At 35.2% G+C, this 11,253-nt stretch carries 9 protein-coding genes and 1 pseudogene; 7 read left to right on the top strand and 3 right to left on the bottom strand.

Annotated elements, in window-relative coordinates; all coding sequences use genetic code 11:
* A pseudogene (locus tag PHI38_RS06925) lies at positions 1 to 861 on the top strand (ferredoxin--nitrite reductase); the annotation flags it as partial.
* 74 nt (positions 862 to 935) lie between these two features.
* Here PHI38_RS06925 and PHI38_RS06920 read toward each other — a convergent pair.
* Positions 936 to 2,234: an alginate export family protein gene (locus PHI38_RS06920; RefSeq protein ID WP_299854280.1), complete on the bottom strand. Its 1,299-nt coding sequence runs from the start codon at positions 2,232 to 2,234 to the stop codon at positions 936 to 938.
* Positions 2,235 to 2,377: 143 nt separating this feature from the next.
* Here PHI38_RS06920 and pyrH point away from each other — a divergent pair, with 143 nt between their 5' ends.
* The 6 genes from pyrH to PHI38_RS06890 are packed head-to-tail and all read left to right on the top strand — an operon-like array spanning position 2,378 to position 9,239.
* Complete coding sequence (gene pyrH, locus PHI38_RS06915; RefSeq protein ID WP_299854277.1) at positions 2,378 to 3,091, top strand: UMP kinase; 714 nt, start codon at positions 2,378 to 2,380, stop codon at positions 3,089 to 3,091.
* Positions 3,092 to 3,123: 32 nt separating this feature from the next.
* Positions 3,124 to 3,342 carry a DNA-directed RNA polymerase subunit omega gene (locus PHI38_RS06910; protein WP_299854275.1) on the top strand — a complete coding sequence of 73 codons (219 nt, stop codon included), beginning with the start codon at positions 3,124 to 3,126 and terminating at the stop codon, positions 3,340 to 3,342.
* 10 nt (positions 3,343 to 3,352) lie between these two features.
* Positions 3,353 to 5,500 carry a RelA/SpoT family protein gene (locus PHI38_RS06905; protein WP_299854272.1) on the top strand — a complete coding sequence of 716 codons (2,148 nt, stop codon included), beginning with the start codon at positions 3,353 to 3,355 and terminating at the stop codon, positions 5,498 to 5,500.
* Positions 5,501 to 5,550: 50 nt separating this feature from the next.
* A complete protein-coding gene (gene tyrS, locus PHI38_RS06900) occupies positions 5,551 to 6,750 on the top strand; it encodes a tyrosine--tRNA ligase (protein WP_299854270.1) in 1,200 nt (399 codons plus the stop codon).
* Positions 6,750 to 7,841 carry a nitronate monooxygenase gene (locus tag PHI38_RS06895; RefSeq protein ID WP_299854268.1) on the top strand — a complete coding sequence of 364 codons (1,092 nt, stop codon included), beginning with the start codon at positions 6,750 to 6,752 and terminating at the stop codon, positions 7,839 to 7,841. Before tyrS ends, PHI38_RS06895 begins: the two co-directional genes overlap by 1 nt.
* 9 nt (positions 7,842 to 7,850) lie before the next feature.
* The gene (locus PHI38_RS06890) at positions 7,851 to 9,239 is read left to right on the top strand and encodes an N-acetylmuramoyl-L-alanine amidase (RefSeq protein ID WP_299854265.1); all 1,389 of its coding nucleotides are present in this window, start codon (positions 7,851 to 7,853) and stop codon (positions 9,237 to 9,239) included.
* A 16-nt stretch (positions 9,240 to 9,255) separates the two neighbouring features.
* Here the strand turns inward: PHI38_RS06890 and PHI38_RS06885 are convergent, their stop codons facing one another.
* Positions 9,256 to 10,335, bottom strand: coding sequence for a phosphoesterase (locus PHI38_RS06885; RefSeq protein WP_299854263.1), 1,080 nt, complete (start codon positions 10,333 to 10,335; stop codon positions 9,256 to 9,258).
* A gap of 14 nt (positions 10,336 to 10,349) precedes the next feature.
* The coding region (locus PHI38_RS06880) for an FHIPEP family type III secretion protein (RefSeq protein ID WP_299854260.1) at positions 10,350 to 11,253 on the bottom strand (904 nt) is incomplete at its 5' end.

Below are 11,253 nucleotides of genomic sequence, written 5' to 3'. Positions count from 1 at the left end.
CGTTTTGACATAGAGCAGAGTGTTTATATATTTGGCGTTACTGATTATGATTCACTTCTACAAGAGAAGATATTTCAAAAATACAAAAGTGTAGATTCGCCATATAAAAACCATCTTATAGCTTGTGCAGGTTCACAGCACTGCTCATTTGGGGTTATAGAGAACAAGAGCGATGCGCTAAATATGGCGGAGTATCTCCAGAGGACAGTACCGCTAAGTGATGCAAGAGTGAGAATGTACTGGTCTGGATGTGTAAAAGGATGCGGTCTACATGGGCTTGGAGATATAGGATTTGAGGGGTGTAAAGTAAAAATAGATAACGAGATGGAGGGCGGTGTTCACATCTCTTTGGGTGGAAAAATAACAAGCGAAGGGCTTGAGGGATACAGCGTCATAAAATCCGCTCCGCTTAAATATGCAAACTTTTATGTAGAGACTCTTATGCTTGAGTATAAAAGATTAAAAAATAGAGATGAGAGTTTTGAGCTATTTAACGAGAGAGTTCTAAAACTCTACACACCCTCTGCAATAGGCTTTTTGATGAAACTCGGCGCTTATTTAAGAGAGCGAAAAATAGATATAGAGATAGGTTTTAGCGAGAGAGTAAGCAGTGGAAAAAATGAGGAGTTTGAACTCTTTGAGATAGGCAGAAAACTCTACTATAAACTCTCACAACAAGAGGCATATTCGGCATATGATAGATTTACAAACACTCTTAAAAATGAGAAGTTGCAAAATATTCGCTCTTTAGTGCCAAATGTAGATGAAAATCTTGCTCTGCTTTGTGAGAGAATCTTAGACACAAAAGAGTCAAACAGAGCGGTGGTTTTCTCAGAGGTCTCAGAGCTTATAGCACTTTAATAGAGAAGAGATTTTATAGCCAGTTATGAACTAAAATATGTTCATAAAATGGTTAAAAAAATAGAATGAAATTTTTAAAAACTATAAGTAAACTGAGCAACTAGACCAAAAGCGTTTTCATCGCTTATGTCGTTTCTTGTTTTCATCGCCTCTTTTATGTAGCCTCCGCTCATAAAGTAACCTACACCAAGAAGAAGGTCTATATTTTGGGAATATTTATATGTTCCAAAAATATCTATCTCATCTCCATAATGGTCATCTTGCATTGTAGAGATTGTATAACTTAACCACTTGTTTGTTGGCTCGTCTGCATAAAATTTATGGTATTCAAACTTTATACTTGTTTTTTTGTTTGGTTCATATATAGCAAATAGTTCATAATCTTTTATGTTTACCCACTGCATGATGTTTAATCTACCATAGTACTTATCACTTGCTCCAAAGACAGAGTCAAATGTTTCATCATCTTTAGTATTTGGATCATCTCCACTTGCATACGTATAGCCTAAACCAAGCTTTGTATCAATTGACTTAAAGTTATATCCACCATCTGCGTGAATACCAATACCATCTATAGAAACCTTCTCATAGTCTAACTTTGTTTTATCTCCAAAAGATTTTATATAAGTCATATCATAAAACCAGTTGTATAAATCTGTATCATAGGCTCTAGCACCAGCATAATAACTCTCTAGTGAATCATAGAGTCCTCCTCTTTTGTCATTTAGCTTATATGCAAGTATTGGCTCAATTGCAGCATTTTTTTTGTAAGCATAGTGTCCATACATGCCAGCGCCATAGTACCCATGGCGGTGATTTAAGCTAAACTGATCAGGATCATGAAGCATCATCGCTCCATAGAAAAAATCTACAAAGTTATCCCCATCTCTAAGAGATACTTTAATGGCATCCCATATCCACTTTCCTGAGTTCTTCCACTCACCTGGCCCAAAAACTCTTAAATCTCCGTAGGTGATTTTTTGTCTTCCAGCAGTTACTACTACATTTTTGTCTTTGTATTGTAAAAATGTTTCATGCAACTCAAAAAAGTCGCTCTGTGTACTATGAACTTGCTCAAACTCTTTGTTATACCAATCATCACTAGAAAATCCCCAGTCAAAAACTCTAGCATCTTGCATAGATATTTTTGCATTCCAGTTGTCGTTGAAGTTGTAGATCAGTCCAAGTTGAATTCTTGACATAAGATAGCTATCATGAGCCTCGCCAAGAGCGGGTTTTGTTCCATAATATTTTTCGTTCATATTATCAAAACTCTCATAACGAAGTCTTACTTGTCCATCATAATCAAATTCTGCATATAAAGAAGATGCTAAAAGAAGAAGAGGAAGAAATTTTTTAATTACTTTTTTCATTCTGTTTTTCCAAAATTTAAATTTTTAGGAGCGAAGTATACTAAAATATATAACGAGTGTCAAACCAAGTAATAATTTATAAGACAAAGCAATATCAAAGACAAACTTAAGTACAATTCGCACAATTTTAACAAAGGAATTGCATGGCTAACAAACGGGTATTGGTTAAGTTTTCAGGCGAAGCTTTAGCAGGTGAAGCTGGTTATGGAATTGACACTAAAATTTTAAACTTCATCTCTCAAGAGATTAAGTCTTTGGTTGAAGCTAATATTGAAGTTGGCATAGTTATAGGGGGCGGAAATATCATTCGCGGTGTAACAGCAGCACAAGATGGAATTATAAAAAGAACTTCTGGCGATTATATGGGAATGTTAGCAACTGTAATCAACGGAATTGCGATGCAAGAAGCGTGTGAGCATGTTGGACTTCAAGTTCGTATGCAAACAGCTATTAAGATGGAACAAATTGCAGAAGCATATATAAACCGTCGCGCAGTTCGTCATTTAGAAAAGGGTCGTGTTGTTATATTTGCAGCAGGAACTGGAAACCCATTTTTTACAACAGATACAGCTGCAACTCTTAGAGCAGTTGAGATTGGCGCAGAAGTAATCATCAAAGCTACTAAAGTAGATGGTGTTTATGATAAAGACCCAAATAAATTTAGCGATGCAGTTAAACTTCAAGAGCTAACGTATGAACAAGCTCTAAGTGATAATATAAAAGTTATGGATGATACATCAATAGCACTTGCAAAAGACAATTCACTTCCTATTTTAGTATGTGATATGTTTGTAAAAGGCAATCTCCTTGATATTTTACAAAATGGAAATATGAAGAACTGCTCAATAGTAAGATAAGTTAAACTACACAAAACCAAAAGGAAATAAAAATGAAAATCGAAGAATTAACAGCAAAGATATTAGACAATAACCCAAATATGGATAGTTACCAGTTAGCAATAGCAGTAGCGAAGAGAACAGATGAGCTTCTAAATGGCGCTGTTAGTAAATTAAATGTTTCTAAAAAGATTAAAACAGCTGATTTAGCTCTTATGGAAATTGCTGAGGGCCTTATTACAATCAAAGGCTTTGTTGATATAAAAAAATAGTGAGTTAACCTTGAGTCAAGTTGATATCGAACAAATAAAAAAAATAGATACTGTTGACTCAGCCACTGAGTATCTATTTACTCAAATTCCTCCAAGCGAAGCTCTTCAAAAAGCGCTAGATTACTCTACTGCTGCGCATATAAGCCAGTTTAGAAAAAGTGGCGAGCCTTATATCATCCATCCAATTTTAGTAGCAAGTATTGTCTCATCTATTACTAATGATGAGGCTATGGCAATAGCTGCACTTCTTCATGACGTTGTTGAAGATACAGAAGTTGATATTGAAGAGATAAAAGATGTGTTTGGCTCAGATGTAGCTCATCTTGTTGAAGGTCTTACAAAGATTGACTCTATCAGAGATGCAGAGCTTATATCTTCAAATTCAAATGAAAAGCTTGTTGTCTCAGCACTCTCATTTCGTAAAATGCTCTTAGCTAGTATTGAAGATGTAAGGGTGTTGGTTGTTAAGCTCTGCGACAGACTTCATAACATGCTTACCCTTGAATCTCTAACACCACAAAAGCAAGAGAGAATCGCAGAAGAGACACTCGTTGTTTATGCCCCTATTGCCCATCGTTTAGGTATCTCTTTTTTAAAAAATTTATTAGAAGATTTAAGTTTCTCAACTCTTTTCAAAGAGGAAAAAGCTCAGATAGATAGCTACCTTGATGTTCACTATCATGCTATTGAGATGAAGCTTATTGAGTTTAAAGAGGCTATTGAGAAGGTTTTGGTACAAAATGGTTTTTGTGAGGATGACTTTGAGGTATTTTCTCGTGTAAAGCATAGATACTCGATATATCTTAAAATGCAAAGAAAAGGCGTTGGAATAGAAGAGATTTTAGATCTCCTTGCCCTTAGAATCTTAACAAATGACCCTGTTAAATGCTATAACATTTTAGGTCTTATCCATCTTCATTTTAAACCGCTCTCTTCAAGATTTAAAGACTATATCGCTGTTCCAAAAGATAATGGTTATAGAACTATCCATACCACTGTTTTTTATAAGGCTGCTATTTTTGAAGTACAAATTAGAACTTATGCTATGCATGAAACAGCAGAACTTGGAGTTGCAGCGCATTGGAAATATAAAAGCGGTGGCGATGATGCAATCAAGTTAGATTGGCTCAATAACCTTGGCTATCAAAATGAGTCAGTAGAAGAGTTCTATGATTTGATCAAAAATGACCTCTACAGTGAAGATATATCAGTTTTTTCTCCAAAAGGAGAAGCTTTTACACTTCCAAGAGGTGCAGTAGTTCTTGATTTTGCTTATGCTGTTCACTCACATGTAGGAAATCATGCAAAAGCAGCACTTGTAAATAAAGTAAAAACATCACTTATCAATGAGCTTCATAATGGAGATATAGTTAGAATAGATGTTGATGAAAATGTTATTACGAGATGTAGTTGGATTGACGCGGTTAAGACTTCAAGAGCTAAAACAAATATGAGATATAACTGCAATGCAAGAGTGAGAGAAGTTGATTCAAAGTCAAGTGTTAACATTGTTGCAACTGCTATGAACTTGAGTAATTCAGTTGTTGAAGCGTGGTTTGAAAAAAATAATTGTGATAAAAAAGCCACTATCTCTACGGATATAGAACATCTTAGAGATGTGATTCATAGATACTTAGCAGAAGTAGATAAAAATAGCCGTATTAAGGGCTTTATATCAAGACGTAGATTTAAGTTAAAGCAGTATAGTTTTAGAGGTTTAGAGTTATATAGCACATCAAATGTAAGTGATGTCGTATTTGATTATTGTTGTCATCCAAAACATGGTAATGAAATAATGGCCTTTTTAGAAAAAGGTAAAGCACATGTTCATCACAAGATGTGCTCAACTGCGGCAAAAAAACTTTATGAGAAAGAGCCTATGCTCTTTGTTAGATGGGAGAAGTTAAGCATCTATAACTATAACATGATAGTTTCTCTTCATAGCGGAGTCGGAACGTTGGCTGAATTTTTAAACTTTTTAGCAAAATTAAAGATAGATATAAATCAGATTGAGCTTGGAAAAAATAGAAGTGAATCTGCTAGATATTGTGAGATAGGATTTGAGTCAAAAGAAGCCGATATTAATGCACTACGTGCTAAAATCGAGCAAAAAATAAAAGTTATACATTTCATCCGTACAGATGATGCATATAGATAAATAATGACTATTAAAGTCAAAAATAACTAAATTAAATAGGGATATATAGTATGTTAAAAGAGGCTCTAAGCGAGATACAAAGAGGAAGTGCTGAAATCATAGATGAGCAAAGAATTGAGAAATTATTAAAAGCTTATTTTGAAAAAGGTGAAACATATACAGTAAAGGCTGGGTTTGATCCAACTGCTCCAGATTTACATCTAGGGCATACTGTTCTTCTTCAAAAATTAGCTCTTTTTCAAAAATATGGCGCAAGAGTGCAGTTTTTAATAGGTGATTTTACAGCTCAAATCGGTGATCCATCAGGTAAAAGTGCTACTAGAAAAACATTGAGCGCATTAGATATTTTAGAAAATGCAAAAAGTTATAAAGAGCAAGTTTTTAAAATACTCGATGAGTCTAAAACAGATGTAGTATTTAACTCTGAGTGGATAAATGCTCTTGGAGCTGCTGGAATGTTAACACTTACTACTACTTTTAATGTCGCTAGAATGCTTGAGCGCGATGATTTTGATAAGAGATATAAAAACGGTACATCTATTTCGATAAGTGAGTTTATCTACCCACTTCTTCAAGGATACGATAGTGTTCATCTTATGAGTGATATAGAGATAGGTGGAACGGATCAGAAGTTTAATCTTCTTATGGGAAGACACCTGCAACGTGCTTATGAGGTAGGAAAAGAGCAGGCTGTTTTAATGATGCCTATTCTAGAGGGCTTAGATGGTGTGCACAAGATGAGTAAATCTTTAGGTAATTATATAGGTGTTACAGAAGAGCCATATGAGATGTTTGGAAAAATCCTTAGCGTTTGTGATGAGTTGATGTGGAGATACTATGAGCTTCTAAGTGCAAAAACATTAACAGATATTGAAGCACTAAAAAGCGGTGTTAAAGATGGTACGCTTCATCCAAAGAAGGTTAAAGAAGAGTTGGCTTTAGAGATAACTGCTAGATTTCACTCATCCTCTGCCGCACAAGCTGCAAAAGATGAGTTTGATAGAGTTCACTCAAATAACCAGATACCAACAGAGATAGATGAATTTTCTTCTCACGAGGCTGTATCTATAACAAAAGCGCTTGTAGATTGCCATTTAACTCCATCTACTTCACAAGCTAGAAGAGATATTAAGCAAGGTGCTGTTAGAATAAATCAAGAAAAAATAGATAACGAGGCGCTACAATTGGAAAGTGGAGAGTATATACTTCAAGTTGGAAAAAGAAAATTTGCAAAGTTAAAGGTGAACTAATGGGCTACAAATCATTAAAAATTGGTAAGCATATAATAGAAAAACCAATAGTTCAAGGTGGAATGGGCGTTGGTATAAGTTGGGATAGGCTTGCAGGAGCTGTCTCAAAAGAGGGTGGCCTTGGAGTGATTAGCTCTGTTGGAACAGGTTATTATGAGGATAAGAAATATGCTTCAAAACTCGTAGCTGGAAGACCTCTTGATGTTCTTGGCTTCTACTCTAAAGAGGGTTTTGATGCAATTATAAAAAATGCTAGAAAGGTTTGTGGCAATAAACCTCTTGCAGCAAATGTCTTGTATGCTATCAACGATTATGGGCGTGTTGTAAGAGATGCTTGTGAGAGTGGAATTGATATTATTATAACGGGAGCTGGACTTCCTACTAATATGCCAGAGTTTACAGAAGGTTACCCTGATGTTGCTCTTGTTCCAATAGTCTCTTCAGCAAAAGCTCTAAAGATTATCTGTAAAAGATGGCAGATGAGATATAACAGACTTCCAGATGCAGTAATTCTTGAGGGTCCAAAAAGTGGAGGGCACCAAGGCTTTACTTATGAGCAGTGCTCAATGCCAGAGAACCAGCTAGAAAATCTAGTTAGACCAGTTGTAGAAGAGGCAGCTCTTTGGGGAAATATTCCAGTTATTGCAGCTGGTGGTATTTGGGATAAAAATGATATAGATGAGATGATCTCCCTTGGTGCATCAGGTGTGCAGATGGGAACTCGTTTTATAGCAACTCATGAGTGTGATGCACATGATAATTTTAAAAAGGTACTTATTGATGCAAAAAAGGAGGATATTCAACTATTTTCATCTCCTGTAGGATATCCTGCTCAAGGGATTAGAACAAACTTAACACTACTTGTTGAAAAAAGAGAAGGTCCTGCAATAAAATGTATCTCTAATTGTGTTGCTCCTTGTAACCGTGGTGAAGAGGCGAAAGAGGTTGGTTACTGTATTGCAGATAGATTAAGCGATGCGTACAATGGGAACCTAGAGACTGGGCTATTTTTCTCAGGCACAAATGGATATAGAATTGATAAAATCATCTCTGTAAAAGAGTTAATGGATAAGTTAGTAAATGGTGAATAGTTTTAAAATATGATTAGACTATTTTTACTACTTCTATCTTTTTTTATAGCTTCTGGGTTGTACGCCAATAGTGAAATACTAAAACGTGCACAAAAGCAGATGCAAAGTGGCTCTGCTAGTGAGATATTTAGGGCGTATAATGACTATAAAAGTCTTTATCTTCATTCTGTTGTAGAAGATGATAGCGAGTTAAAAGCTCAGTGTTTAGATGGTATAGTAAAGAGCGGAAAGAAGCTTCATATAGATGTGACAAAATATGAAGCAGAGTTAAAGAGCCTTCCTAAGATAAGTTACATTCAACCAGAACCAAAAGCAAATAAAGTAACAAAACGCCTTGAAGATATCCATGTTGAGGTACTTGCAAAATTAAAATCAACCTCATGGCGTGGTGAAACACTTCTTATCGAATTTGATAAAAGTATAAGCAGTGATCAAGTTAACTATTTTACCCTTCATGATAGTAAAAAAAAGAAGTTCAGATATGTTTTTGATATCAAAACATCAATGCTCACTAGCTCTCAAAATATAAATAATAACCAAATAGAGAAGATTAAAATTGCGCAATTTAATCCAAATACTCTGCGTTTAGTTATAGAAAATAACTCACTAATTAAGGTTGCATATAATGTAGATAATTCTACACTTGAGATAGCCCTTAACGATGATGGCGCCAGCCGAATTGTAGAAAAAAAGAGAGAAGAAAAAGTCACTAGGTCAAATAAAAGTAAAGTAGTTGTTATAGATCCTGGACATGGCGGGACAGACCCAGGAGCTATTGGACACAAGGGATATAGAGAAAAAATCGTAGTTTTTAATATCTCTAAAGAGCTAGAGAACATATTAAAATCACGTGGTCATACAGTTTTAATGACAAGAAAAGATGATACGTTTGTTAAATTAAGTAGAAGGACGCAGTTCGCAAACGATAAAAAGGCTGATATCTTTGTAAGTATCCATGCAAATGCAGTGCCAGCAGCAAAGGCTGGAAATGTACATGGAATTGAGTGCTATTTCTTATCTCCATCTCGTTCTGAGAGAGCAAAAAGAGCAGCTGCTCAAGAGAACTCTGCTGATATGAGTGATATGAATATGTATGGCAAGGATAGTTATTTAAACCTCTTAAATCATCACAATATTTTAGCCTCAAATAAACTAGCAATTGATTTGCAGCGAGGAATGCTTGGAATACTAAATAAAAAGTATAGTGGTATAAAAGATGGTGGAGTAAGAGAGGGTCCTTTTTGGGTTTTAGTTGGAGCGCAGATGCCTTCTGTTTTAGTAGAAGTAGGCTTTATTTCACATCCTAAAGAGGCAGAGCGCCTTGTCAATAGTGATTATGTAAAGATGATGGCAAGAGGTCTGGCTGATGGAATTGAGAGATATTTTGTGAATAACTAAAAGAGTAAAAAAAGATTTAACTCTCTTTTTTATACTCTAAGTCTCCAGCAATAGACTCTTTTTCATTGATAATTTTTTCTATCTGTTTCTTTACTAAGTCATATCTGTATTGCTCTTTAAAGCCTATTATACGCCCACCAGCAGCATTTGGATGACCGCCTCCGCCACACCACTCTTTTGAAATCTGTGAGACACTTACATTGTTATTTGCTCTAAAGCTCATTGTGCCTCTAAAACTTACATCAACAATGAAGTCATACTCTGGGTAAGCAAGTAAAAAACCGTTTCCTATGATTGAAGTATTTCCAACTCCATAGCTAAGAAAGCCTCTGTACCCTTTGTAGTAGATAGTTTTTTCATCTTTTGCAGCACCTAATAACTTTACGACATAAGCTGTTGCTAAATTATCTAGAGTGTCATTTTTATCAATTTTAAAAAAATTCTTCTTTAACATGTGAATCTTCTCATCTAAAACAACAGGAGCATCTATCTCATCAATATATTTTACAGCTTCATGCAAAAGCGATATTTTATAGTTGTTATCTTGCTCAGGGAACATGATTTTATTTAGCTCTCTCATCTCACTAAGAAGACGCATACAAACCTTACCATATTCGAAGTTTTCTACTTCATTCATTTTCCATAAATCAACAGCATTGATGATATTTACAAACTTCTCCATCCATGAAGGAGCATCTAGAATAAAGTTCTCTTTTGCGTAATCATAAGTTATTTTTGTAGCTGATCTGTTAGTGTCAAGAAAGTACCAGTTATATTTTTGCGCACTATCTTCTCCTGTCCCATGATGATCAAGAAGTTGAAGTTTTATTTCTAGTTTTGAATTATTAAGCTTTTCAACTTCGTTATTTAGCCATTTTGACTCATCTGGTGTTAAATTTAGATCAGTTATTAGTATAGTTGCATCTTTATCATTGTTTTTAATATTTTGCAAGATTAGCTCTAGTGTCTGCTTTACCTCTGCGCCATAGTTAGCGTTATAGTTAAAGAGTTTATATGGTGTGTACTTCATAACTAGTTGGCAACTATAACCATCTAGGTCAGTATGCGATAGATGGTGGATTATTTTATCGTTCATTTTTTTCCTTGAATTTACTTATTTATAGAGATAGAACCCATAACTTCAAAAGTAGCACTAGAGTCTATCTCTGCATGGGAGAGGGTTACAACGTCAAGAGAAAATCTCTCAAATATCTCAGCTACGCCTCTTCTGAGTTGTGGATCTACTATAACTACAACAGGGGAGATTCCTTTTTGAAGCAACTCTGCAGCTTTAGCACTTGTTGCTTGAATTAGTGCGTTTATCTCACTGACATTTAAGAGAAGATTACGCATTCCATCTCTCTCTTGAGACTTTTCTAAAAGGAGTTGCTCAGAAGCTGTATCAAATGTTAATAGTCTGATAACCCCATCATCAGAAGAGTACATTTGAGTAATCACGCGAGAGAGTTTTGCTCTTACTTGCTCTGTAATGATTTCAACATTTTTTGAGTACTCTGCAATATCAGCAATAGTTTCTAAGATTGTTAGCATATCTTTAAGAGGAATTTTTTCATGTAGAAGTGCTTTAAGAACTCTTTGAATAAGCCCAATAGAAGCGACTTTTTGAACATCGTCAATAATAACTGGAAAGTCATTTTTGATTTTAGTGATAAGAGCTTGTACCTCTTGGCGAGTTAATAGATCTTCAGCATTTTTCTTAACAAGTTCGCTCATATGTGTCGAGATAACAGTAGCAGGGTCCACAACTGTATAACCATTTATGATGGCATCTTCTTTTTGTTCTGGTGTAATCCAAATTGCATCAAGCCCAAATGCAGGCTCTTTTGTTGGCTCTCCTGTTATCTCACCAGTTGCCATTCCGCTATCCATTGCTAGAAATTTATCTGGAACTATCTTACCCTCACCAATAGAGATTCCCTTTAAGAGGATTTGATATTGCTGAGGTTGAAGATGAAGGTTGTCTCTTATGCGAACTTGAGGCATTAAAAAACCA

The sequence above is a fragment of the Sulfurimonas sp. genome, from assembly GCF_028694895.1.
In the GTDB taxonomy this organism is placed as follows: domain Bacteria; phylum Campylobacterota; class Campylobacteria; order Campylobacterales; family Sulfurimonadaceae; genus Sulfurimonas.
This window is presented reverse-complemented; position numbering and strand designations above follow the sequence as displayed.

Excerpts from the sequence above, each read along its gene's own strand:
- PHI38_RS06920 (WP_299854280.1), bottom strand. The coding sequence starts at position 2,234 with ATGAAAAAAGTAATTAAAAAATTTCTTCCTCTTCTTCTTTTAGCATCT.
- pyrH (WP_299854277.1), top strand. The coding sequence starts at position 2,378 with ATGGCTAACAAACGGGTATTGGTTAAGTTTTCAGGCGAAGCTTTAGCA.
- PHI38_RS06910 (WP_299854275.1), top strand. The coding sequence starts at position 3,124 with ATGAAAATCGAAGAATTAACAGCAAAGATATTAGACAATAACCCAAAT.
- tyrS (WP_299854270.1), top strand. The coding sequence starts at position 5,551 with ATGTTAAAAGAGGCTCTAAGCGAGATACAAAGAGGAAGTGCTGAAATC.
- PHI38_RS06895 (WP_299854268.1), top strand. The coding sequence starts at position 6,750 with ATGGGCTACAAATCATTAAAAATTGGTAAGCATATAATAGAAAAACCA.
- PHI38_RS06890 (WP_299854265.1), top strand. The coding sequence starts at position 7,851 with ATGATTAGACTATTTTTACTACTTCTATCTTTTTTTATAGCTTCTGGG.
- PHI38_RS06885 (WP_299854263.1), bottom strand. The coding sequence starts at position 10,335 with ATGAACGATAAAATAATCCACCATCTATCGCATACTGACCTAGATGGT.